The following is a 24957-nucleotide window of genomic DNA, read 5'->3' on the forward strand; positions in this document are numbered from 1 at the left end:
CTGAACCGGCGACAGTGGGGTTATCCCTTAACTGTCCCTGATTTAGCCCCTTAAAGTCGCGGTCGCTGTTCGAAAGATGTGAAGATAGGTCGTGTGAATGAAGGCGAAAACAAAGGGTATATTCCCGTTCAGCCCGGCATGGCCAATACTGTCGGCGGCTGGCGTCCTCCCATGCCTTCTGCCTACCGTGCTCCGCTGAAACGTGCGCGCGAAATATCAGCAGATATGCCGAGCGCCCGTATCGCTGGGGTTTGCTCCGGCCTATCTGTTCACCTCGGAGTGTCAGTCACGCTTGTTCGCGTGCTGATGGTCCTTGCTGGGCTCTTCGGTGGAACGGGCGTGATCCTCTACGTCTGGCTGTGGGCAATGGTCCCCGAAGATGATGGGCAACGCATCCGTGTTGGGGGCGCTCCGATCGGAGCCAACCTAGCAACGAAAAAACAGGGCAATCCGCACGATGCAAGTAGGGGACAGCTCCTGCTTGCTGGAGTGCTGATTCTGCTTGCGGCCCTCGTTGCAACACTGTTTGCTTGGACGAATGTCGCCCGTCTGTTCGACGTAGCATCGGCAGGTTTGATCATCGCCGGCTTGGGACTGGTGTGGAGCCAAGGGGCACATATTCAGCAGTGGCGATCATCCAAATTTCTGGCAATCATCGGCGCGGGAATCGGGCTCCTCTTCACTGGCGTGCTCTTCCTTGCCGGACGCGGAGACCCGCCAATCATCTTGCTTCGCGGCGGCCTGATCGGTGCGGTCGTGGTCGCCGGCGTGCTGTTCGCATTACTTCCGCTTTGGTTACGCACGTCGAAAGACCTTTCAGTAAGCCGTGAACGAGAAGTTCGCGAGGCCGAGCGCGCCGACATCGCAGCGCACTTGCATGACTCGGTTCTTCAAACACTCACACTGATTCGTTCGGCCGCTTCCGACCCCGCTCGCGTACGAGCACTAGCGCTTGCAGAAGAACGAGAGCTACGATCCTGGCTCTACACCGGTCGTACGCAGGCAAATGAGTCATTGTCGCAAGCAATCCGAAACACCGTCGAACAGGTGGAAAGCCGTCACGGTATCCCCGTTGATGTTGTTGCGGTCGGAGATACTGTCCCGGGTCCTGGTGAGCTAGCGATGGTCGCCGCAATCGGAGAAGCTGTAGCGAATGCCGTCAGGCACGGCGAACCTCCCGTTTCTGTATATGTTGAAGTTCGACCGAACGTTATCGAAGCGTTCATCAAAGACTCCGGTTCAGGATTTGATCTGGCTTCAATCCCGAGCGATCGGCACGGCGTTCGTGACTCAATCATCGGTCGTATGGAACGCGTAGGAGGAAAAGCCAGAATCAGAATGCTTCAGAGCGGAACAGAAGTAGAACTCAGCCTCCCAAGAGAGTAAGCAAACGCTCAATAACAAGAAACACTTATCCGCAACCACGGCAGTGAAGAAAAGCGAAGAGAATAGACCTATGACAATTCGACTCATCGTGATTGACGACCACGCAATGGTTCGCGCTGGTGTTCGCGCAGAACTTGAAAACTCCGGCGCAGACCTCGAAATCGTCGGCGAAGCAGCAGACGTTGATGGAGCAATCGCGGCATGCCATGAACTTCGCCCCGATGTCGCCCTGCTCGACGTTCACCTGCCCGGAGGTCGCGGTGGCGGTGGAGCAGAGGTTTCCGCTCGATGCCAAGATATTGAGGGTCTACGCTTCCTAGCCCTCTCTGTCTCAGACTCACCCGAAGATGTCGTTCAGGTCATCCGAAGTGGCGCTCGCGGGTATGTCACCAAGTCGATTTCTACCCCCGAACTCCTTGAAGCTATCGGTCGTATTGCTGCCGGAGACGCGGCGTTCAGTCCTCGCCTTGCCGGCTTTGTGCTTGACGCATTCGGCACTGGGCAGGTTGCCATCGGTGACGACGAACTCGATCTTCTCTCCGCTCGCGAACAGGAAGTCATGCGTCTGATTGCTCGCGGTTACACGTACAAGGAAGTAGCCTCCGAGCTCTTCATCTCGGTGAAAACAGTAGAAACACACGTATCGGCTGTGTTGCGCAAACTTCAGCTGTCGAACCGTCACGAACTGACCCGCTGGGCAATGCAACGTCACATCGTGTGAGGTCAGCCTCGTGAATAAAAATCGCGAAGCCGAAAGTCTGCTGTGAACCCGAACGCATTTCGACCCTGAGGCGCGAAAGGCGACCGAAGAGGCGCCCCCTGAGCCGGCTGACGCGGTAATCTCCATTCGTTACGAATATTGCTTTGGCGTTCAGAGCTTTCAGTAGGGGAGACCATGCACCGTATCGGATTTGACCGCGACACCTACCTGCGACTCCAGTCTCAGCACATCGCCCAAAGGCGCGCTGACTTCGGTGGAAAGCTCTACTTGGAGTTCGGCGGCAAACTCATCGACGATATGCACGCATCGCGCGTGTTGCCCGGCTTCACCCCGGATAACAAGGTCGTCATGCTGAAGGAACTTGCTGACGACGTCGAAATCATCGTCGCCGTGAATGCCAAGGACTTCCAACGTCATAAAGTGCGCGCAGACCTCGGCACCACCTACGATGACGAGGTCCTGCGCCACATCGACGAATTCCGCGACTACGGACTGTACGTCGGCTCTGTTGTTATTACTCAGTGGACTGACGATAATCGCGAAGCGCAGGCCGTGAAGCAGAAGTTCGAGCGCCTCGGTATTACCGTTTACCGCCACTTCCCGATCCCCGGCTATCCGAACGACGTTGCGCGCATCGTCTCGGATGAAGGCTACGGCGCAAATGAATACATCGAGACCGCCCACGACCTGATCGTCGTCACCGCCCCCGGCCCGGGCTCCGGCAAGATGGCAACCTGCCTGTCCCAGCTGTACCACGACCACAAGCGTGGCATCCGCTCCGGCTACGCGAAGTGGGAGACGTTCCCGATCTGGAACCTGCCTCTAGACCACCCAGTTAACATCGCCTACGAGGCGGCAACTGCTGACCTTGACGACATCAACATGATCGATCCCTTCCACCTGGAAGCCCACGGCGAAAAGACCGTTAACTACAACCGCGACGTCGAAATCTTCCCCGTGCTACAGCGCTTGTTCACGCAGATCCTGGGCGAATCCCCGTATCAGAGCCCGACCGATATGGGTGTCAATATGGCGGGCAAGTCGATCTGCGACGACGATGCGTGCCGCGAAGCGTCCAAGCAGGAAGTGATCCGTCGCTACTACAAGGCGCTGGTGACCGAAAAGAAGGAACTGTCTGAGCCGGTTCAATCGGAACGCATCGCTCTGGCGATGTCAAAGCTGTCAATCACGCCGACCGATCGCCCAGTTGTCCCGCCGACGGTTGCGCTCGCTCAATCAACTGGCGCTCCGGCTGCTGCGATTGAACTGGCTGACGGTCAGATCGTCACGGGTAAGACGTCGGCTCTGCTTGGCTGTTCATCGGCCATGTTGCTGAACGCCCTGAAGATCCTGGCGGGTATCGATTCTGAGGTGAAGCTGCTGTCGCCCGACGCGATCACGCCGATCCAGACTTTGAAGACTCAGCACCTGGGTTCCGCGAACCCGCGTCTGCACACTGACGAGGTCCTGATCGCGCTGGCAGTCTCTGCTTCCACTGATGACAACGCCCGCCGAGCTCTTGAATGCTTAGGCGAGCTGAAGGGCTGCGACGTTCATACTTCGACGATTCTCGGCTCAGTGGATGAAGGCATCTTCCGTTCGCTTGGCGTTCAGGTGACGAACGAACCCGTCTATGCAACCAAGTCGCTGTATCGCAAGAAGTAGAACTGGTTGGGTTGAGCGGGCGTGGGCGCGCTTGTACCGAGGTGCCGTGCCCAGCGTTTGCTGCGCTTGTTCAGCGTCTTCGTAGAAGCAAACGTGTGTGATCTGCGTTTTTACCGTGCTTGTTCACGTGAAAGGTAGCGTGCTTGTTTAGCGTGGGGCTGCGCTTGCTCACTGTTGCGGGCGTGATTGCACGCTGTCATGGTCGCGCTTGTTCACCCGAAGTCCCGGCTACTTCTCAGGATGAACACCTGCCGGACGTTTTGCAGATTGGTTTCTACATGGTCTGTTTTAGGCTAGGAGAGCGATGACTGATTTCACTTCTCTTCCCGATCTTGGCTCCGCTTCATTCTCAGAATGGGGCGGTGTGCCAGAACCTGGGCCTGAGTCGCCGGTGTATGACTTCCCCGGCGGATCCGTTCCAGGTGAGGATGTTGTGCCCGTTTTGGATGAATCTGAGTACTTCTCTCAGGCGAATAGGACCAGCTCGAAATCTGCGTTCGGCTATTCGGGCAATGGAAGTGAAGAACCTTCAGACTGGCAGTCCCGGCCTCGTTTTTCTGAACCGGACGAACTCATTAGAGAACTCAACGATCAGCAACGCGAAGCTGTCGTCCACGACGGCGGACCGTTACTGATTATGGCGGGCGCGGGATCTGGGAAAACGCGCGTGCTTACTCACCGAATTGCCTACCTTCTTGCTACAGGGCGAGCCACACAAGGGCAGATTCTTGCGATCACGTTCACCAACAAAGCCGCCGCAGAAATGCGTGAAAGGGTTGGCGGGCTGGTCGGTCATGGCGCGGAGTATATGTGGGTTTCGACGTTCCATTCGGCCTGCGTGCGAATCCTGCGACGTGAGCACGAGGCCGCCGGTCTGACTTCGTCGTTCACCATTTATGACGCGCAGGATGCTCAGCGACTCATTCAAATGATCCTGAAATCGATGGGTGTCGACGTGAAGCGATACTCACCCAAAATGATCGCGGCTAAGATTTCAGATCTAAAAAATGAACTGATTACTCCCGCCAAATACGAGGAAACCTGCGCAAACGACCCAATTTCAAAGATCGTCGCAAACACCTATCGCGAATACTCAAAGAGAATGCGCGAATCGAATGCGCTGGACTTCGATGATCTGATCATGGCGACGGTGCAGTTGCTGAAAGACAAGCCACTGATTGCTCAACAGTATCATCGGCGCTTCCGCCACATTCTGGTGGATGAGTATCAAGACACGAACCATGCGCAGTATGTCCTGGTTCGCCTACTTGTCGGCGATGGTGATGACGGAGTAGAACCCGGTGAGCTCACCGTGGTTGGTGACTCAGACCAGTCGATTTACGCCTTCCGCGGTGCAACAATCCGCAACATTGAGCAGTTTGAGCGCGATTTTCCGGGTGCTCGCACGATTCTTCTGGAGCAGAATTATCGGTCGACGCAGAATATTCTCTCTGCCGCGAATGCAGTGATCGCGCGCAACCAAGGGCGTCGACCAAAAAACCTGTGGACAGCTTCAGGCGATGGTGCGCTCATCACTCTTGACGCAGCTGATTCTGAACATGATGAAGCACGTTTTGTCGTGTCTGAAGTTGATCGCCTGGCTGATCAGGGTGCTTCATATGGTGATGTTGCAGTCTTTTACCGTACAAACGCCCAGTCACGCGCCATTGAAGAACTCCTTGTGCGTCAAGGAATTCCCTACCGCGTGGTCGGCGGAACACGATTCTACGAGCGCAAAGAAATCAAAGATGCGCTGGCCTACCTGCAAGCGATCTCCAATCCTGATGACAGCGTTGCCGTCCGCAGAATTATCAACGTTCCACGTCGTGGGATCGGCGCAAAAGCTGAAGACGCTATCGCAGTCCATGCTTCTCGATACGGTATTTCCTTCGGCCAAGCTGTCCGAGACGTCTGGGAAAGCGAAGGATGCCCGCTGGGTGAAAGTGAAGGTATTGAATGGCAATACCCGACGGTCAGTCAAAGCGATGCGACATCGCCCGTCGATGGTGCCAACTCTTCTGCTTCCCCTTCAGGTGAACCTTTCCCATCGAACGGAAGAAACCTAGGGAAACAAACAAGCGAGTCTTCCCTTGTCGAGTCTGAAACACCGGGGTCCGTCGTAGACAATGCGCTCAGTGCGTGGGCAGACGTAGAGGTACGTACATTCGAGCAAAATCCGCCGGATGCTCAAGATGTAAACTCGGCCTCGTCGATCGGAAATCTGCCCAGCCGGCAGTTGCACTCCAGTGGTGAACAGCGCGAGGTCCTTGGCCTTTCTCCGCGAGCGCGAAAGTCGATTGCGGCGTTCTGGGGTCTGATCGAATCTACTCGGCAAGCAAGTCAAAAGGGTGTGTCGACTGCCGATATCCTCGAGGAGATCCTGGATAAGACGGGATACCTCGCTACGCTACGAAAGTCGGAGGATCCTCAGGATGCTTCGCGCGTGGAAAACCTTGCAGAATTGCACTCAGTAGCGATTGATTTCGCGCACGTGAACCCGCGCGGTAGTTTGGTCGACTTCCTTGAGCGAGTCGCACTCGTTGCAGATTCGGATCAAATTCCATCTGAAGACCAGCGAAGTGGTCAGGTGACGTTGATGACGGTGCATACAGCGAAGGGACTGGAATTCCCCATCGTGTTTGTCACCGGCATGGAAGATGGGACCTTCCCGCATCAAAGGTCGCTTGGGGATGAGTCTGAGCTTGCGGAAGAGCGTCGCCTTGCATACGTGGCAATTACGCGTGCGCGTGAGCGACTGTATTTGACGCGAGCCTCTATTCGCTCAGCTTGGGGTACTCCGCAAGAGATGCTGCCGTCCCAGTTCCTCGCAGATATTCCGCCGGAGCTATGCGATATCCGCCGATCCTCAACTGCAAGTGAACGACTGCGTTCGCACGAAAACTCCTGGGGGAGCGGATGGGGATCGGGCTCCTACTCTTCGCGCACCGGTCGTACCTTGGATGATGATGGGCCAGTTTTTGGCTCCGGTAAAGCAGAAACTGCCTCTCGAGTCACAGGTATTCGAACCGGGAAAACCATACGCATGGGCGCGCAACAAACGTCACGCAATACGCGCCGACCGCTCCTTGACTTGAAGGTTGGCGATAGGGTTAAACACGCGAGTCTGGGGGAGGGAACTGTTGTTGGCCTCGAAGGTCAGGGGAAAACAACGGTTGCTCGGGTCAAATTCAGCGAAGCGGAGAAGCGCCTGCTTCTTCGAGTTGCACCCCTAGAAAAAATCTGAATCGAACATAAATTGGCGTTCTTAGGACGAACGGCCTAAGTGGTCGTTAGTCTGTTCAATGACAAGCCACAGATGACAAAGGAGCCCACCCGTGGACCTGTATGAATACCAAGCACGTGACATGTTCCGAAAGCACGGCGTTCCCGTACTACCCGGGCTTACTGCAACGACTGTCGAAGAGGCGCGCGCAGCGGCAACTCGTCTGCTCTCAGACGGCGCCGAGCTTCTCGTCGTCAAAGCGCAGGTGAAAACCGGTGGCCGTGGAAAGGCAGGTGGCGTCAAACTTGCTTACACTGCCGCAGAAGCCGCTGAAAAAGCAGAGGCAATTCTTGGACTCGATATCAAGGGACATATCGTCAAAACCCTGTTGATCGCATCGGGTGCCGACATCGCCGAGGAATACTACTTCTCGATCCTCCTTGATCGATCGAACCGTCGCTACCTTGCAATGTGCTCCCGCGAAGGCGGTATGGACATTGAAACCCTGGCGAAGGAACGCCCCGAAGCCCTAGCTCGCGTGCCTCTGAACCCCGTCATCGGAATCAACGATCAAGTGGCACGGGAGATCTTGACGCAAGCGGGATTCCCCGCTGAACGCCAGGATCCCCTCATTCCGGTCCTCGTCCTGCTCTGGGAAACCTACCGCGACGAGGACGCAACCCTTGTCGAGGTCAATCCTCTTGTCACTGCCACCGACGGTACCGTGTGGGCAGTCGACGGCAAGGTCAGCCTGGACGACAACGCCCGCTTCCGCCATCCGGAACACGAAGAACTCGTCGACCGAGCCACCCAAGATCCCCGCGAGGCACTGGCGAAGGAAGCCGGACTGAACTACGTGCGCCTCGAAGGTGAAGTTGGCATCATCGGTAACGGTGCTGGTCTGGTCATGTCAACCCTCGACGTCGTTGCGATGGCCGGTGAAGATCTTGGCGTAAAACCGGCAAACTTCCTCGATATCGGTGGCGGTGCTTCGGCTGAAGTGATGGCAAAGGGCCTCGACATCATCCTTGGCGACGAGCAGGTTCGCTCTGTCTTCGTCAACGTCTTCGGTGGCATTACCGCATGTGACAAGGTCGCGGAAGGCATCATCGGAGCTCTCGAAGTTCTTGGCGACTCTGCGACGAAGCCTCTGGTGGTTCGCCTCGATGGAAATAAGGTCGCCGAAGGTCGAGCGATTCTCCAGACAGCGAACCATCCGTTGATCCACATGGTTGAGACCATGGACGATGCCGCGCGACGTGCAGCTGAACTTGCTGCTAAGGCCGTTGCTTCACAGCCGGCTCAGAACTGACCAGACGAAAGACAAAGGACGAAAAGAATGTCGATTTTCCTTAACTCTGACTCCCGTGTCATCGTCCAGGGTATGACGGGCGCTGAAGGTCGTAAACACACGCAACGGATGCTGAGCGCCGGCACAACCATTGTTGCTGGCACTAACCCGCGTAAAGCCGGCACCAGTGTTGACTTTGACGTGGTTGGCTACGGCCCGGCCGCTGACCGGGTCGAAAACGGAACAGTATCCGTACCCGTGTACGCCACCGTTGCTGAAGCAAAAGAAGCAACGAACGCGAACACTTCTGTCATCTTCGTTCCGCCGGCCTTCGCGAAGGGAGCCGCACTTGAAGCGATTGATGCTGGCATCGAAACGATCGTTGTGATCACCGAAGGTATTCCAGTCGCAGACTCAACCGTTTTCGTGTCGCATGCACTGAAGAAGGGTGTTCGTCTGATTGGCCCGAACTGCCCAGGCATCATTAGCCCAAACCAGTCAAATGTTGGTATCACGCCAGCAGACATCACCGGTCCGGGTCGCATCGGCCTAGTTTCTAAGTCCGGCACGCTCACGTACCAGCTCATGTACGAACTCCGCGACTTTGGTTTCACCACCTGCCTTGGCATCGGTGGCGACCCGGTGGTCGGAACCACCCACATCGATGCCCTGGCGGCGTTCGAAGCCGACCCCGACACCGATCTGGTTGTAATGATCGGCGAAATCGGTGGCGACGCAGAAGAACGAGCAGCTACCTGGATCAAGGAAAACATGACGAAACCCGTCGTCGCCTACGTTGCTGGTTTTACAGCCCCCGAAGGCAAGACCATGGGGCACGCTGGCGCGATCGTTTCCGGTTCTTCCGGCACTGCTGCGGCAAAGGCCGAGGCTCTAGAAGCAGTTGGTGTTCGCGTCGGTCGGACTCCGTCGCAGACCGCTCAGCTTGCTCGAGAAATCCTCTCAAAGTAGTTGCACACTATGCCGATTTTGGTAGGGCAAACTGAAGAGGCCGGAAGCGAACAGAACACCAACTCTGAAAACGGAGTGGCCAGAACACAAACTCTGAAAGCGATCTGATCTCGCTTCCACACTGAGGTAGGTCTCAATCTGACGGTGGCCGGTGGTGCGAAAGCCCTACCGGCCACCGGTGCGTCATGATGGATAACGTTATGAACGTTACGCCTGAGACTTCACCACGCGTCACCACAACGACGTACGCTCCGACGCGGAAAACTATTCGCGTGAGCATGCCTGACGGTTGGGCGCGCGCCATGCTTTCGGGCGTTGAAGCAGCATTCGTCGGTTGGGCTACCTGCGTTCTTATCGTCATGGGTTCCTTCCTGACGGTCGCGTCGAACCCGTGGGTGTCAAAAATCGGCTGGGACACGGTGTTCGCGTCCAGTTCGGATGTCTTCGGAGTCCTCTTCGGCGCATCAGTTCATACAGAAACCGTCACCTATCACGCCATCCCCACTCTTGTGTCGATCGGCCTCGTTCTGCTGCTCCGACTCTTCTTGCGCGGAGGCGAAGATTTCTCGCCATCGTCGAACTGGTTCGCCGTTCCTGCTTTCACTGTGATGACCGCTTTCCTGATCGGTTCGGGTGCTTCGTATGTGCGCTGGTGGGAAGCGATGCCGGGTGCCCTATGCGTTTCGCTTTTCGCGTCGGCGTGGGCGTTTTTTTCTTGTGGCGACCATCCGCTTCGCCGGTGGGGAGTCCCGCGCCTCATTCGTTTAGGAATTCGCGAGGCCGCAATCGCAATCACAGTCATCGTCGGATCGGCGGCGGTTCTTACTCTGATCGCCCTTCTTACTCATACCTCACAAATCGCGGGGATCCACCAGCTCCTGCTCACGACATCTCCAATTGAGGACGCGCTTGTTGGACTCGGTCAGTTATTTTTCGCCCCAACAATCTTGGCGTGGACGTTGGCTTGGTTTGCTGGACCCGGATTCTGGGTCGGAGTCGATGCGCTTCATTCGCCCACGTCAGCCCCAACTTTGCCGATCCCAGGTATCCCTGTCTTGGGCGCGATGCCCAATACCACTCCAAGCTATTGGACGATCCTCGTTCCGATTGCGATCGGTTTTGGCATCGGTATGTGGCGCGGAAGGAAGCATCGGCAAGCATCGCTTCGTGAACAGTTTGTTCTTTCCGCTGTCGCATTTGTCGTGATCGGTGTTGGCTTCTGGATTTGGATGGCCATGTCAACCCTTCAGCTGGGGGCGACGCGCATGGCATTCCTAGGGCCGCATGTCGGTCCGACTACTGCGGCTCTGCTCAGCGAAGTTGGTTTGGCGTTTGTATTTGGTTGGGTGATCGTTCACCCGCGCTCGTTGAAGTGGATGCGCGATCAATGGGAGCTTTCGCTTCTTGACGCTGGGCAAACGGCTCCGCCTTCACCCGCGCTTGTTGAAGAATCGCCCTCCGATGTTTCGGCTTCAGACGTGCCTGTTTCGACCGCGCTTGTTGAAGCAGAAGAGACTCCGGAACCGGATGAAATTGATACTGACCCGACCGAGGAAGAACTCGAGGTTTTGGTGAACAAACGCGCCGATGACACCCCCAAAGAATCCCAGTCGGAACCTGAACTTGTTCCATGGGCACCGACTCCCCAAGTTGTTGAGCCGACGGTGAAGTCTCCGGCTCAGCAGGAAGCTGAACAAGCACGCTCCGAAGATGCGCTTGCAACTGAGCGTCTTGACCTTTCTTCGCTCTCGACCGGTGAACAAGCGCATTCGGAAGAGGACGAATGAACACCGAACCGACTCATTGATCTGTGCCCGCTCCGCTTGAACAAGCGCGGTTAACTGTTCTGGTATCCGGCGAAGGCTCCAACAAGCGTGCGCTTGTTCAAGCGTGCGAAGATCCCACGTTCGGCGCCACGGCGGTTCTGGTGGGTGCAGACAGGGAGTGTTCAGCGATCGACTGAGCGAAGGAACGAGGCCTCGCCGCACTTTGTTTGCTAGTTTTCTCACTTTGAAACGCGCGAAGACTGGGACGCTGAGCTTCGACGGAACCTTGAACAAGCGCGGCCGGCCTCGTCGATAACTGGCACGCGGAAGGCGAATGTGGGGCGAATCCCTCACTGGACCTGCTTGGAACGCACACACGCGACGGGATACGATCGACGTAGGTTGCAACTGGCGAGGGTGGATCACCACCGGGGAGCAACCCGAAATACCCGTGAGGCGTCGCCCGCCTGGGCGCCGGGCATGATCAACCGTTACTGGAGGAACCATGTCCGTTCGCCTGGACAATCTCGAAGCTATTGACGTCCGCCCCATTACCCGCGCTCTTATTTCCGTCTATGACAAGACCGGTCTGATTGAGCTTGCCACCGCACTTGCTGGCGCTGGCGTTGAAATTGTGTCCACCGGCTCGACCGCCGCGAAGATCGCAGAAGCTGGCGTCCCGGTTACCCCCGTTGACGACGTCACCGGTTTCCCCGAGGTCCTCGAAGGACGCGTGAAGACCCTGCACCCGATGATCCACGCGGGCATTCTTGCTGATCAGCGCAAGGCTGACCACCGCGATCAGATCGCCGAACTCGGCGTGAAGGCATTTGATTTGGTTATTTGCAACCTCTACCCGTTCACTCAGACGGTTGCCGGTGGTGGTAGCTTCGACGAATGCATCGAGCAGATTGATATCGGTGGCCCGTCCATGGTGCGTGCAGCGGCGAAGAACCATCCGTCGGTTGCAGTCGTGACCTCGCCCGATTCCTACGCTGCGGTTATTGAAGCCGCCCAGGGTGAAGGTTTCACGCTGGAACAGCGCCGCGAACTGGCAGCACGCGCTTTCGCACATACCGCAACCTACGATCTGGCCATCTCCGGCTGGCTCGCCGATCAGCTCGATCTGGACGATGTCCGCGACGAATTGGACGAGGCCTGCGAAACCCACCTCGACGCTTCCGATGCTGCGTTCCTTGAGTCCCTCGGTTTTGCCATCGACGAGGAAGCCGAAGAAATCGTCGAAGCTGACGATGAAGAAGGCGAAATGCCGGCGTTCGTCGCCGATGCTTTCGAACGCGTTGACTCCCTGCGCTACGGCGAGAACCCGCATCAGAACGCTGCTGTGTACCGGGAGATTCTCGACGAAGAAGACCTCGACGAAAACGAGCTTCTGCCCGGCATCGCCAATGCTCGCCAGCTACATGGCAAGGCAATGAGCTACAACAACTACACCGACGGTGACGCTGCCCTGCGCGCTGCCTACGACCACGAGCGCCCCTGCGTCGCCATCATCAAGCACGCGAACCCCTGCGGTATCGCCGTTGCCGACGACGTCGCCGAGGCCCATCGCAAGGCGCACGCGTGTGACCCCGTCTCCGCATTCGGTGGCGTGATCGCCGTGAACCGCCCGGTCACCGTTGAACTGGCTAAGCAGATCGTCCCGATCTTCACCGAGGTTGTGCTGGCCCCCGGATACGACGAGGGTGCGCTCGAGGTCCTGTCTGCGAAGAAGAATCTGCGTGTCCTGGAAGTTGCTCCGCTGGCAGTCGGTGCCAGAGAGTTCAAGCAGATTTCTGGTGGCCTGCTGGTTCAGGACCGCGATGACGTCGATGCAGTCGGCGACGATCCGGCAAACTGGACGCTCGTCGCAGGTGAAGCCGCGGATGCTGTAACCCTAGCTGACCTTGAGTTCGCATGGCGCACGGTCCGCGCCGTCCGCTCTAACGCGATCCTGCTGGTTAAGGATGAGGCTTCGGTCGGCGTCGGTATGGGACAGGTCAACCGCGTTGATTCCTGCAAGCTTGCAGTCGAACGCGCAAACACGCTGGGAGGTCGCTCTACCGGTGACGCGGCCAAGGATGCGGGCGCAGATATTCAGTCCGCTGGCGGTGCGCGCGCAGAAGACATTCTTGGCGCAAAAACTGAGCAGCGTTCCATCGGCGCGGTTGCCGCATCCGATGCGTTCTTCCCCTTCGCTGATGGCCTGCAGGTCCTGATTGATGCCGGCGTGAAGGCTGTCGTCCAGCCTGGCGGATCCATCCGCGACGAAGAATCCATCGAAGCTGCGAAGGCTGCTGGCATCACGATGTACATGACGGGCACGCGCCACTTCGCACACTGACCTGCATTTCGGCGAGGTCGTTGGAAACGGCGACATCGTCCACTGATTATCCCCCTGCTGGAGCGCTCCGGCAGGGGGAATTTCATCTGAGTACACTGCCGTGTGCGACGGGGGCGACGGTGAACAAGCGCGGTAAAGTGGCGAGTTTGCGAGGAATACCTAGAGCACGCGGAACGCGCGGAACCGAGAGACTGTGGTGCCTCATTTTGAGCCTCTGACACCCTGAAATCAGGCTCGAAGCTACAGCCCCGCGTCTGGATGCTCGGGGAAGAGTGGCATGACGCCCGGGATGTGACTGTGCGCAGTCAGAGGGTTCGTGGGAATCTCGAAAGCGACTTCCAAGAATGGGCGCAGTAGATTCGCCAGGTCGTCAGGCTGTCCGTCGGAGACGAAGATGACGTTCGGGTGCAGCTTCTCGGACTCGACGAGATCCAAGATAACGCGCGCATCCCCGCGTTCTGAATCAACCCAATACACGGTCCAATCCGGGCCCAGAGCAGACTGCCCCGAAACGATGAAACGTCGTACTCGGCAACCGGGTGGAAGCGCTGTCACGACATCTTCATCCAAGTCAATCATGATCCGCGGGCCGCTGACTGCACGCAGGTTACCTTGCCCCAATTCACGCGGGTCATTCACGGTCAGCGTCGACAGGTCGATACTTGCCGACTGATCATCGTGCCCCGGAGCCCCGGCAAGATGAGCGAGCTGTTCGGCGAGCTTCCACGTAAAAATCTCCGGGCGGACGTCGAGCATATCCGGCGCAGACCAGCGGAACTTACAAACTGCAAGGAACCATTGTAACGGGTCAACTCCATCAAGGAGGAGCCCCTCGCGCAGGTAAAGAGCGCGTTGCATTACCGCGTCGCGCACCGGATCATCGGCGAGCTTGCGCGCCTTCTTCAAGCGACGGTGAAAACGCTTTTGCGCCGAAGCATAGTCGTCGCCGTCAACCCACTGATCGCCCGGCCAGTTGTGCAGTCGAACAACCTCTTCACGCAGAGAAAACTGCTCGCCAACATAACCGCGATCGGCAAGCACGGTGTCCCATGCCTGCACGATTTCCAAGGCATGAGCGAATGGTGCGGGTACTTCGAGGTGAGGGATGACTGTAAGCTCCTGCCGTGCCGTTGACGCTCGCCAAGCAACAAATTGCGCGTGCGTGACAGGCTGGCCGTCGATGTCGCCCCAGCGTGGGTCGCTGGCTCTCGTTCGGGTTGCCTCGGCCCAGTTCACGAGGCCGGCCAGCAGTTTCTTACGTGGAACATCTGGGGTGTGGGCCGGAGCGATCGTAGGGTTTTGGGCGTCAAATGCTCCTTCGATGTGCGCAACTGCTTTCAAGAGGAGGTCCCAGTTTGGAAGCTTCACGCGCTTCTTCGAGGCGAGGGCGACGGGGCTGAGGAACTGATCGATCAACCATGGGACGTCTCGGGAGTGAGCGATGCTGGCGATCTGGTCTCGAGCCACTTGCAGGGGAGCGTTTAATTCCGCGATGAGTGGGAGCGCTTGACGTTCTGCGTTGGAAAGCTTGCGACCGTCCGGGAAGCGTTTATGACTGCCGTGTTTGCCACGTTCGAGCATGAAAGCGCCGAAGGCTGGCATCTGGTGGTCGTTGGCAGGCATGAGTCTATTGTGTCGTACCTCTAGGTTTTCTTGTGCTCAACCGACCGCGCTTGTTCAAGAAACGAGGTGCTTGAACGGGCTTCATTGGCCGCGCTTGTTCACCGGATGGGGGGCGAGACGGGGACGCGCAGCCTCATATTTTTGAGTGGGATTGGTGAACAAGCGCGGTGGTGAGTGGGGTGCGATTGGTGAACAAGCGCGGTGGTGGGGGAGCGGGTTGAGACGCGTTGAACGCTCGCGCGGGTCGTTTCGCTGACGAGCGGCAGGTACGATTGAGCCATGAATTCAACTCCTCGCCCCGTCCTCGTCGTTGATTTTGGCGCACAATACGCGCAGCTGATCGCCCGTCGCGTTCGTGAAGCCTCCATTTACTCTGAGATCGTTCCTCACACCATGTCGGTCGCCGACATGCTGGCGAAGGACCCGGCAGCGATCATCCTGTCGGGTGGCCCGTCCTCCGTGTACGAAGAGGGCGCTCCGTCGATTGACCCCGCAATCTTTGATGCCGGTGTTCCGTTGCTTGGTATCTGCTACGGCTTCCAGACAATGGCCGCTGTCCTCGGAGGAACCGTCGGTCGCACTGGCACCCGCGAATACGGGCATACGGACGCTTCCGTCGGCACCTCGTCCTGCCTCTTCGCTGGCACTCCCGCTGACCAGGTCGTGTGGATGAGCCACGGTGATGCAGTCCAGGCGGCTCCCGAAGGGTTCGAGGTCACCGCATCCACCTCCGAAACCCCGGTTGCAGCGTTCGAAGATCGCTCCCGCAAGCTGTTCGGTCTGCAATGGCATCCCGAGGTCGGCCACTCGCAGTGTGGCCAGGACGCTCTGAAGAACTTCCTCTACGAAGGCGCTGGACTGGAACCCTCATGGACCGCAGGCTCCATCATTGACGAACAGGTCGAGGCGATCCGCAAGCAGGTTGGCGACGCTCAGGTGATCTGCGCGCTCTCCGGCGGTGTTGACTCTTCCGTGGCAGCAGCGCTGGTTCACAAGGCAGTCGGTGACCAGCTCACCTGCTTCTTCATCGACCACGGTCTGCTCCGCGCGGGCGAACGCGACCAAGTCGAAGGCGACTATGCGCGAGGCATGGGCATCCGCGTTGTGACCTGCGACGAATCCGAACGATTCCTCAGCGCGCTCGCGGGCGTTTCCGATCCGGAAACCAAGCGCAAGATCATCGGCCGTGAGTTCATTCGCTCATTCGAGGCTGCTCAGAAGCAGGTTATTGAACAGATCGGTGCGGAAGGTGGCGAGGTCAAGTTCCTCGTTCAAGGCACCCTGTACCCGGACGTTGTCGAATCCGGCGGTGGCGAGGGCGCAGCAAACATCAAGAGCCACCACAACGTTGGTGGCCTGCCCGACGACATGAAGTTCGAGCTCGTTGAGCCCCTGCGCACGCTGTTCAAGGACGAGGTCCGCGCCGTTGGTCGCGAGCTCGGTCTGCCCGACTACCTGGTTGAGCGCCAGCCCTTCCCGGGCCCGGGCCTCGGTATTCGCATCATCGGCGAGGTCACGAAGGAACGCCTCAATATCCTGCGTGCAGCTGACCTGATTGCTCGCGAAGAACTGACTGCTGCCGGCCTCGATTCTGAAATCTGGCAGTGCCCGGTCGTTCTGCTTGCAGATGTTCGTTCCGTGGGTGTTCAGGGTGATGGTCGCACCTACGGGCACCCGATCGTCCTGCGTCCCGTTTCTTCGGAAGACGCGATGACCGCAGACTGGACCCGCCTGCCGTACGATGTGCTGGCGAAGATCTCGACGCGCATCACCAACTCGGTTGCAGAAGTGAACCGCGTGGTGCTGGACGTGACGTCCAAGCCGCCGGCAACGATCGAGTGGGAGTAGGCTGACAGGGTTCTGACCTGCATCTTTGAGTGCCGCACTGTGCTGCTGAGTTTCGTTTCGTACGAGAGCCACGGCAAAGCCGCCAGCGACATTGGTGAGTAAAACCGATTATCGAGCCTCCGTTTCCATGTTGGGACGGAGGCTTTTTCTTTGCCTTTTTACTCCCTTTCACCTGCGATTTCGCCATTTACTCCCCGTATTTCAAGACGGCAAGGCACGGGGCGGTATTCGGAGGAATGGGAGTAAGGATTCATCCCGAGTGAGTAGACGCGCGCTTTTTGTCCCCGAGGGCAAAACGGGACCGTCTCGTGGCCTGTGAAACTCAAATCGAACTCAATGGGCGTTTTTGCGGTCTCCGTACGGCGTTACCCCAGGTGGCTAATGGGGAGTAAAGAATCTTTCCGTCTCAATGAAAACGGGAGTAATCAGGGGAAATGCCGCGGCGTACTACCGCGTGCCGCCGTGTAAGCCACTGCGTCATTTACTCCCCGGGTGCGTCGAAAATGCCTTTGCATGCAATGGGGAGTAAAAACTCAGCATACGCAGGTGCGAGCGGAGCTCACCGCCTAGCCTGGCGTCCTGATTCGGTTGCGATAATCACCAAAAATGGAGGGTGTTCCAGTGAATGCCCTCCAGTTTTATTTGGGGAATCGGGTAAAATAATTTCTTGTTTTTTAGAGCGCACTATGATATACTGTTATTATCCTGATTTGAGGAGTCTACCAAATATGCGGCAAGGTATTCTTAAATAAAATTTGATAATGGGCGCAAAAATGCTTGCCCCTTGCAGGGGCTTGGTTTTTGTACCCAATTTAAGAATACTTTTGCCTTTTAAGCAAATATCGTGACGGACAGCAGCTTATGTAAGCCGTGTGTGTTTTTGTGTGTCCGAAGTCATGATCCCCAGCGGTAAAAGTATTAGCCGCTGGGGATTTTTGCGCCCATTTGGGCCTTGTATGGAGGATAGACATGAATATAATCAATATCGGGATTCTTGCCCATGTAGACGCCGGCAAGACGACACTGACTGAAAGCCTGCTGTATGCCAGCGGAGCCATTTCAGAACCGGGGAGCGTCGAAAAAGGGACAACGAGGACGGACACCATGCTGTTGGAGCGGCAGCGTGGGATTACCATTCAAGCGGCAGTCACTTCCTTCCTGTGGCGCAGATGTAAAGTCAACATAGTGGATACGCCCGGCCACATGGATTTTTTGGCGGAGGTGTACCGCTCTTTGGCCGTTTTAGATGGGGCTATCTTGGTGATCTCCGCTAAAGATGGTGTGCAGGCCCAGACCCGTATTCTGTTCTATGCCCTGCGGAAAATGAACATTCCCACCGTTATCTTTATCAACAAAATCGACCAGGCTGGCGTTGATTTGCAGGGTGTGTATCAGTCTGTTCGGGATAAGCTCTCCGCCGATATTATCATCAAGCAGACGGTGTCGCTGTCCCCGGAAATAGTCCTGGATGAAAATACCGACATAGAAGCATGGGATGCGGTCATCGAAAATAACGATGAATTATTGGAAAAATATATCGCAGGAGAACCAATCAGCCGGGAAGAACTTGCGCAGGAGGAACAGCGGCGGGTTCAAGACGCCTCCCTATTCCCGGTCTATCACGGCAGCGCCAAAAAGGGCCTTGGCATTCAACCGTTGATGGATGCGGTGACAGGGCTGTTCCAACCGATTGGGGAACAGGGGAGCGCCGCCCTATGCGGCAACGTTTTCAAGGTGGAGTATACAGATTGTGACCAGCGGCTTATCTATCTGCGGCTATACAGCGGAACGCTGCGCCTGCGGGATACGGTGGCCCTGGCCGGGAGAGAAAAGCTGAAAATCACAGAGATGCGTATTCCATCCAAAGGGGAGATTGTTCGGACAGACACCGCCCACAAGGGCGAAATTGTCATCCTTCCCAGCGACAGCGTGGGATTAAACGACGTATTAGGGGACAACACCCGGCTTCCTCGTGAAAGGTGGTGCGATGCCCCCCTCCCCATGCTGCGGACGGCGATCACGCCGAAAACGGCAGCGCAAAGAGAACGGCTGCTGGACGCTCTTACGCAAATTGCGGATACTGACCCGCTTTTGCGCTACGAGGTGGATTCCATCACCCATGAGATCATTCTTTCTTTTTTGGGCCGGGTGCAGTTGGAGGTTGTTTCCGCTTTGCTGGCAGAAAAGTACAAGATTGAAACAGCGGTGAAGGAACCTACCGTCATTTATTTAGAGCGGCCGCTCAAAGCAGCCAGCCACACTATCCATATTGAGGTGCCGCCCAACCCATTTTGGGCATCCATCGGACTGTCTGTTACGCCGCTCCCGCTTGGCTCCGGTGTACAATACGAGAGCCGGGTTTCCCTGGGATACTTGAACCAGAGTTTTCAAAACGCTGTCATGGATGGTATCCGTTACGGGCTGGAACAAGGCTTGTGCGGCTGGAACGTAACGGACTGTAAGATTTGCTTTGAATACGGGCTTTATTATAGCCCGGTCAGCACGCCGGCGGATTTTCGCTCATTGGCCCCGATTGTATTGGAACAGGCATTGAAGAAATCAGGAACGCAGTTGCTGGAACCTTATCTCTCGTTCACCCTCTATGCGCCCCAGGAATACCTTTCCAGGGCTTATCACGATGCGCCAAAATACTGTGCCGCTATCGAAACGGCCCAGGTAAAAAAGGATGAAGTTGTCTTTACTGGCGAAATTCCCGCCCGCTATATACAGGCATACCGTACTGATCTGGCCTTTTACACCAACGGGCGGAGCGTATGTCTTACAGAACTGAAAGGGTATCAGGCCGCTGTCGGCGAGCCGGTCATCCAGCCCCGCCGTCCAAACAGCCGCCTGGACAAGGTGCGCCATATGTTCAGTAAGATTACTTGATACACCACAGCAAAGAAGGTTACAGAATTATGTAGAGCTCCACATAATTCTGTTGCATTTTCCAGCCTCTTGTGATACTATTTTGATACTAAGAAAATTGACAGCCGAAAATAGCAGGTAAAATATTAGCAAATTTGCGAATATTTTACCTGTAAATTCAAGAGAAATACTTCCTCATATACTTGAATTTGTCGAGTGGGAGTAGGCTGACAGGGTTCTGACCTGCACTTTTGAGTGCCGCACTGTACTCCTGAGTTTCGTTTCGTATGAAAGTCATAGCAAAGCCGCCAGCAACGGAGGCTTTCGAGCTGAGCGAGGCCAAGGAGGAACGGCTCTCGCAGATCATCGCCTAGATCAACAGCCGCACCGGCAAGTCCTACGACAACGACGTTGCCGTAAAGGCCATGCTGCAAATCCGCGACCTTCTGCTCAAGTCCGAAAAGCTCAAGGCGTCCGCGAAGAATAACACGGTGAAAGACTTCGAGTTCTCCTATTTCGACGACATCGACGACGCCCTCATCGAGGGGCTTTCGCAGAATCAGGACTTCTTCTCGCTGCTGCTGAGCAACGACGAGATAAAGAGGCAGGTTCTGGGCATTTTCACCGACGAGATATACCAGAGCCTGAGAAGCGCGTAAGGAGCTAGCCGTGTTCGATGCATTCCGACTTAAAGAGGTGCTCGTAGAGTACAAAAGGGACTTCGTCGCCACCCAATGGGGAAACGAGCGGTATAAGTGGGAGGCCGTGAAGCACTTCCAGGACAACTGGGACGTGAACGCGCCGGACTTCGCAGGCATGCTCGAGCGGTCGCTGTCCAAGACCTACAACCTGCTCGCATCGATGAACAACTTCCCGGCGCGGATGATCGTGAACTTCGCCAAGACCGCGCCCGAAGATGTGCGGTCGATGTTCATCGCACTCTTCGACGAGAGCATAGACTATTACGAGCGCATAGAGGCGTTCAAGCAGGGGGCGACCACGCTGCTGGAGAAGTACGGCAACGGCGCAGGTCAGCGCTACCAGTACGAGAACGCCATCACCACCTACCTGTGGCTGCGCTACCCGGACAGGTACTACATTTACAAGTTCGGCGAGGTCAAGAAGGCGGCGGACGAACTCGACGCGAGCTATCGTTTCAAGAAGGGTGCCTACGCCGACAACGTGCGCAGCCACCTCGCGTTCTACGATGAGCTGTGCGAGGAGCTGCAGAAGGACGACGAGCTTAGCACCATGCTGCGCTCACAGCTCACGTCCGAGTGCTACCCAGACCCGCAGCTGCGCACGCTCACCATCGACGTGGGCTTCTACATCAGCCGCTACGTCTCGGGAAACCAGAAGGGCGCGTCGGCGGCGGACTGGTTCCCCTCCAAGGACGAGTACGACCCCGGCCTCACCTCGGACGAATGGCTGGCGTTGCTCGGCGACGAGGCCGTGTTCACCGAGGGCAGTCTCGAGATAGTAAAGCGCCTGAAGGACTACGGCGGCGCTGCCTCGTGCAAGCAGCTCTCGGTGAAGTACGGCGAGTCAAGCAACTTCTACCTGTCCGGTTCGGTGGCGCTCGCCAAGCGCGTTGTGGACAAGACTGGATGCCCTGTGATGCAGGGCGACACCAAGAACTTCAAGTGGTGGCCGGTGCTCTACACCGGCAGGCACGCCGAGAAGGACGAGGAGGGCAGCTACATCTGGCGGCTGCGCGACGAGCTGTCCGAGGCGCTCGGACGCTTCGACACCGATGGCGTCGCTCTGTTCGTCGCCGCCTCCGAGGGCGAGGGCGCGAGGGGCTACTGGTGGCTCAACGCCAGCCCCAAGATTTGGAGCTTCTCGGGGCTGCCGGTCGGCGAGGTGAAGTCGTACACCCTCTACAACGAGAACGGCAACAAGCGCCGCATCTTCCAGAACTTCCTCGATGCCAAGGCCGGTGACATGGTCATCGGCTACGAGTCCAACCCCGTGAAGCAGGTCGTGGCCATCGCCAAGATAACGTCCGAGCAAGATGGCGAGCAGTTCTACTTCGAGAAGGTAGAGGGGCTTGCAACGCCCGTCGACTACCAGACGTTGCACGACTGCCCCGAGCTCGAGAAGATGGAGTACTTCATCAACCCGCAGGGTAGCCTCTTCAAGCTTACCCCCGGCGAGTACGACTTCATCCTCGACCTCATCCGCGAGGAGAACCCCATCGCCGACGAGAAGGCCGTCGAGACGTACACGCCCGACGACTTCCTCGAGGAGGTCTACATGACGGAGGAGCGGTACCGCCACCTCGTCGCAGTGCTCAGGAACAAGAAGAACGTCATCCTTCAGGGCGCTCCGGGCGTGGGTAAGACCTTCGCCGCCAACCGGCTGGCATGGTCGATAATGGGCGAGAAGGACGACAGCCGCATCGAGTTCGTGCAGTTCCACCAGAATTACTCCTACGAGGACTTCATGATGGGCTACAAGCCCGCTGGTGAGACGTTCGAGATGAAGTACGGGGTGTTCTACCGCTTCTGCCAGAAGGCCGCAAACCGCCCGGACAAGGACTTCTTCTTCATCATCGACGAGATCAACCGTGGCAACATGTCCAAGATATTCGGCGAGCTGCTGATGCTCATCGAGCGGGACTACCGTGGGCACAAGGCGACACTCGCCTACAACGGGCTGCCCTTCAGCGTGCCGGAGAACCTCTACATCATCGGCATGATGAACACCGCCGACCGCTCGCTTGCGATGATCGACTACGCGCTGCGCCGTCGTTTCTCGTTCTTCGAGATGGAGCCGGGCTTCGACTCGGAGGGTTTCGCCGCCTACCAGAAGGCTTTAGACAACGAGACGTTCGACGAGCTGATTGCCAAAGTGAAGGAGCTCAATGCGGAAATCGCCCGAGACAAGTCTCTTGGCGCGGGATTCTGCATCGGCCACAGCTATCTCTGCGGGCGCGACGCGTGCGATGAGGAGTGGCTGCAGGAGGTCGTGGACTACGACATCCTACCCATGCTCTCCGAGTACTGGTTCGACGACGAGGCCAAGGTCAAGCGTTGGGAAAACGTTATGCACGGGGTGTTCCAGCGATGATCAAGGACAAGAGCATATTCATCAAGAACGTCTACTATATGCTCTCCTACGCCTTCCAAGACCTGCGACCCGACCGCGAGGACGACGTCGCGGGCGAGGAGTTCGAGCGCATCCACGACCTGTTCGCGGTGATTCTCGCGAAGGGCATAGCCCGCCAGCTCAAGCAGGGGCTGCATCGCGAGTACCTGAACCGCGCCGAAGACCTCACCTCGCTTCGCGGCAAGGTCGACATGCCCGGTACGCTGAGGAACCGGCTCGCCCACAGGCAGGTCGTCTCATGCGAGTTCGACGAGCTTTCCGAGGACAATCTGCTGAACCAGGTGCTCAAGACAACGTCGATGATCCTGCTGCGCCACGGCAACGTGAGCGCCGAGCACCGCGACGAGCTGAAGAAGCGGATGCTGTTCTTCACGGGCGTCGAAGAGGTGGATCCTTCGGCCATCCGCTGGTCTTCCATCCGATTCACGCGCAACACGCAGAGCTACCGCATGCTGCTGTCGGTGTGCCAGCTCGTGCTGCAGGGGATGCTGCTGACGAGCGAGCACGGCGAGATGCGCCTCATGACCTACATCAAACCGAAATACATGGAACGCCTCTACGAGAAGTTCATCCTCGAGTACTATGCCGCCGAGTGCCGTATTGCCGATGCGAGCTCGCCGCAGATCAAGTGGGCTCTCGATGACGGCTTCGGGACGATGCTGCCAACCATGCAGAGCGACATCGTACTCAGCCGGGACAACCGCATCCTCATCATCGACGCGAAGTACTACACGCACTCGACGCAGGAGAGCTGGGATGTCCATACCATCCACTCCGGCAACCTGTACCAGATCTTCACCTATGTGAAGAACAAGGAGGCGGAACTTGAGCGGGCGGGTGTGCCACACGAAGTCTCCGGCATGCTGCTCTACGCCAAGACCGATGAGGAAATCCAGCCGGACAGCACCTACCAGATGAGCGGCAACCGGATAAGCGCGAAGACGCTCGACCTGAACCAGCCGTTCGAGGCCATCCGCGCCCAGCTCGACGGCATAGCCGAGGCGCACTTCGCGAAGGAGACGATTGCGGTATGAGTGAAGCGGGAACAGCCAATGCGGCTCAAATTGACGAGCTGGTGGCAAATTTGCGTGATTCCGCCGAGCGCGCCCTCGAGCTCAACGACCTCTCGGAGCTGAGCAGGCTCTCCTCGGCGCTCGAGACCTGCGCGAAGTTCGACGTCGAGTCCATAGAGGAGTTCGGGCTCAGTATGGCGACGCTGGAGCGGCGCGGCCAGGCGGGTGGCGAGGGGTACCGCCGCCTCGAGGCTGCGCGCGCCTACATGGCCGAGAACGGGCTCATGCCGCTCAAGACCCGCTACGGGGACGATGGCGGGTGCGTCGATGCCGGCGGCAACCCACGCGAGGGCCGCAGAGGGGACGAGCAGCAGCGCATCATCACCGCCGAGCGGCAGCGGGCCAGGCAGGACCAGCGCAGGGAGAGGGGCCGGAGATGATGGTGAGGGTAGAGTACGAGGGCGGCAGGACGACGCTGTTCGACATGCTCTCGTTCACGGAGGGCTCGCCGTTCTCCGGCGCGAACACGCTCACGGAGTTCGAGCTCGAGATGCGCGAGGAGCCCGAGAAGGGGCTCTGGCTCACGGCGAACTGGCATCAGGTGTGCGACGACTGGCGCGCCGACGCGCCCGCGGACGGCATCCCGGCGGCGCGCAGGTCCCGCGGGTGGCGCTTCATGCTGGCCTCGGAGGCCGAGCTTGCCCAAGCCCGGCCGCATCCTGCTCGACGGCGACGAGGCGTTTGCCTGGGTGCGCGGCTTCCTGTGCGACTCGGCTGCGATCGGCGCCTGCTACCGCGAGCACGTAGGCCCTCCCTCAAAACCGCTGAAGTCGCAGATAAGGGACCTGCAGCGCGCGCTGGGGAGAGCGGAGGTCCCGGGCGTGTCGGACGAGCTGGCGAGGCTGCTCGCCGAAGAGAAGGAAGAGGGCGCCGAGGAGGGCGCCCGCAAGGTCAAGGAAGATTGGGGTGACGTCGATGAAGAGGCTTGGTAGGTTCCTCAAGGCGGCGCTGAAGGTCACGCTGGGCTTTTTCGTCTGACTGTTCCGCGCTGTGTTCAAGTGGGTGATGTGAGAAGAGGAAACGAAAACCGTGTGGAAGCAACCTGGAAAGCAGGAAAACGAATAAGGTC

General features: G+C 57.7%; 17 protein-coding genes and 1 riboswitch. Of the genes, 16 read left to right on the forward strand and 1 reads right to left on the reverse strand.

Translation table 11 applies throughout. The features are described 5' to 3' along the window. Positions 1-225: 225 nt before the first annotated feature. The 9 genes from QP442_RS03265 to purH all read left to right on the forward strand — a co-directional run bounded on the left by QP442_RS03265 (position 226) and on the right by purH (position 13365). Entirely contained in the window at positions 226-1386 is a 1161-nt protein-coding gene (locus QP442_RS03265; RefSeq protein ID WP_179370297.1) for an ATP-binding protein, read from the forward strand. Between the two features lie 70 nt (positions 1387-1456). Continuing rightward, a complete protein-coding gene (locus QP442_RS03270; protein ID WP_006681541.1) occupies positions 1457-2107 on the forward strand; it encodes a LuxR C-terminal-related transcriptional regulator in 651 nt (216 codons plus the stop codon). A 174-nt stretch (positions 2108-2281) separates the two neighbouring features. After that, entirely contained in the window at positions 2282-3772 is a 1491-nt protein-coding gene (locus QP442_RS03275; RefSeq protein WP_179369914.1) for a DUF1846 domain-containing protein, read from the forward strand. 304 nt (positions 3773-4076) lie between these two features. Beyond that, entirely contained in the window at positions 4077-7016 is a 2940-nt protein-coding gene (locus QP442_RS03280; RefSeq protein ID WP_285069599.1) for an ATP-dependent helicase, read from the forward strand. A 91-nt stretch (positions 7017-7107) separates the two neighbouring features. After that, positions 7108-8307, forward strand: coding sequence for an ADP-forming succinate--CoA ligase subunit beta (gene sucC / locus QP442_RS03285; RefSeq protein ID WP_285069600.1), 1200 nt, complete (start codon positions 7108-7110; stop codon positions 8305-8307). 27 nt (positions 8308-8334) lie between these two features. Beyond that, a complete protein-coding gene (gene sucD / locus QP442_RS03290; RefSeq protein ID WP_006681537.1) occupies positions 8335-9255 on the forward strand; it encodes a succinate--CoA ligase subunit alpha in 921 nt (306 codons plus the stop codon). A 278-nt stretch (positions 9256-9533) separates the two neighbouring features. Then, complete coding sequence (locus QP442_RS03295; RefSeq protein ID WP_285069672.1) at positions 9534-11042, forward strand: cell division protein PerM; 1509 nt, start codon at positions 9534-9536, stop codon at positions 11040-11042. 23 nt (positions 11043-11065) lie between these two features. Next, positions 11066-11218 (forward strand): hypothetical protein, encoded by a 153-nt coding sequence (locus QP442_RS03300; RefSeq protein WP_285069601.1) that lies wholly within the window; start codon positions 11066-11068, stop codon positions 11216-11218. Positions 11219-11415: 197 nt separating this feature from the next. After that, positions 11416-11501: riboswitch (ZMP/ZTP riboswitch) on the forward strand. Positions 11502-11526: 25 nt separating this feature from the next. Further along, complete coding sequence (purH, locus tag QP442_RS03305) at positions 11527-13365, forward strand: bifunctional phosphoribosylaminoimidazolecarboxamide formyltransferase/IMP cyclohydrolase (protein WP_285069602.1); 1839 nt, start codon at positions 11527-11529, stop codon at positions 13363-13365. Between the two features lie 240 nt (positions 13366-13605). On the opposite strand, the gene QP442_RS03310 is transcribed toward purH, so the two are convergent. Next, entirely contained in the window at positions 13606-14988 is a 1383-nt protein-coding gene (locus QP442_RS03310; protein WP_285069603.1) for a hypothetical protein, read from the reverse strand. A 279-nt stretch (positions 14989-15267) separates the two neighbouring features. On the opposite strand from QP442_RS03310, the gene guaA reads away from it, so the two are divergent. The 7 genes from guaA (at position 15268) to QP442_RS03345 (ending at position 24820) form a co-directional block, all read left to right on the forward strand. Then, the gene (guaA, locus tag QP442_RS03315; protein WP_285069604.1) at positions 15268-16836 is read left to right on the forward strand and encodes a glutamine-hydrolyzing GMP synthase; all 1569 of its coding nucleotides are present in this window, start codon (positions 15268-15270) and stop codon (positions 16834-16836) included. 969 nt (positions 16837-17805) lie between these two features. Next, positions 17806-19725 carry a TetM/TetW/TetO/TetS family tetracycline resistance ribosomal protection protein gene (gene tet / locus QP442_RS03320; RefSeq protein ID WP_219585434.1) on the forward strand — a complete coding sequence of 640 codons (1920 nt, stop codon included), beginning with the start codon at positions 17806-17808 and terminating at the stop codon, positions 19723-19725. A 404-nt stretch (positions 19726-20129) separates the two neighbouring features. Then, positions 20130-20363 carry a hypothetical protein gene (locus QP442_RS03325; protein ID WP_285069605.1) on the forward strand — a complete coding sequence of 78 codons (234 nt, stop codon included), beginning with the start codon at positions 20130-20132 and terminating at the stop codon, positions 20361-20363. A gap of 10 nt (positions 20364-20373) precedes the next feature. Beyond that, complete coding sequence (locus tag QP442_RS03330) at positions 20374-22776, forward strand: AAA family ATPase (RefSeq protein WP_285069606.1); 2403 nt, start codon at positions 20374-20376, stop codon at positions 22774-22776. After that, a complete protein-coding gene (gene mcrC / locus QP442_RS03335) occupies positions 22773-23849 on the forward strand; it encodes a 5-methylcytosine-specific restriction endonuclease system specificity protein McrC (RefSeq protein ID WP_285069607.1) in 1077 nt (358 codons plus the stop codon). Before QP442_RS03330 ends, mcrC begins: the two co-directional genes overlap by 4 nt. Then, the gene (locus QP442_RS03340) at positions 23846-24268 is read left to right on the forward strand and encodes a hypothetical protein (protein WP_257878430.1); all 423 of its coding nucleotides are present in this window, start codon (positions 23846-23848) and stop codon (positions 24266-24268) included. Before mcrC ends, QP442_RS03340 begins: the two co-directional genes overlap by 4 nt. A 258-nt stretch (positions 24269-24526) precedes the next feature. After that, on the forward strand, positions 24527-24820 hold the full coding sequence (locus QP442_RS03345; protein WP_285069608.1) for a hypothetical protein: 294 nt from the start codon (positions 24527-24529) through the stop codon (positions 24818-24820). Positions 24821-24957: the final 137 nt, after the last annotated feature.

Origin of the sequence: Pauljensenia sp. UMB1177 (assembly GCF_030217965.1) — a bacterium.
GTDB classification, from domain to species: domain Bacteria; phylum Actinomycetota; class Actinomycetes; order Actinomycetales; family Actinomycetaceae; genus Pauljensenia; species Pauljensenia turicensis_A.